This is a genomic window from Pseudomonas sp. AKS31 (assembly GCF_023634765.1).
Taxonomy (GTDB): domain Bacteria; phylum Pseudomonadota; class Gammaproteobacteria; order Pseudomonadales; family Pseudomonadaceae; genus Aquipseudomonas.
Map to the genome: position 1 here is coordinate 1 of NZ_JAMLFX010000036.1, position 719 is coordinate 719.

The 719-nt window shown below is 55.8% G+C and carries 1 protein-coding gene; it reads right to left on the reverse strand.

From position 1 onward, the window contains the following. Positions 1–565: hypothetical protein (locus M9827_RS27595; RefSeq protein ID WP_250608390.1), on the reverse strand; the 565-nt coding region annotated here is incomplete at its 3' end. Positions 566–719: the final 154 nt, after the last annotated feature.

A 719-nucleotide genomic window follows, 5' to 3' on the forward strand; every position in this document is an offset into this window, starting at 1 on the left:
CCCCCATTTGCTCCGAATACACGTCGACCCTGTTCTGATTGAAACCGGTGGCACCGGTCCCCTCGAACATTGATTTCATTTCCACGATTGGCTGCGACGCGGGATTGGGCTTGGGTGCTGTAAACACGGGAGGGCCAATAACATAAATCTCTTGAGGGTCGCTCCACTCGGAGTAGCCGCCACCCAGATTCTGCCTGGCATTAATGGTGTAACGTGCCCCTCGCGCGAAAGTATGGCTACTGGTTGCGAGCCATTCGCCGTCGGAATCAACCGGATCGGATAAGGCCACAGGCATGAGGGGGTTTACTAAGTAAACACTGATGCGGGCTCCCTGCAGCGCCCCGTTGCCCTTGAACACGGGTAGAACACTCTCGACGGGCAGATTGATATCCGGGGACGTAATTTTGATTTTGCCTAAAACGGTGAACGTCTTGGTCTGGGTATATCGCCCCACCGTTCCGTCGACGTCTTCACGGATTTGTAGCTCGCGCACACCTTGGGGAAGACCCGTCGATAATGTGACAGTCCAGCGCCTATCAGATTGAGTGGTGTGCGTGGTGCTCATTACGGCTTTGTCGGCAGGACGCACAAGCCTTATTACACTGCCAGGACTTGCAGTGCCTGATACCCTGACGCCAACCACATTAGCGGCATCAAACGCGGCAGGCTTCCTCACTTCAACATGCTGGGAAGTCCACGGAGCCCACTCGTCACCTCGC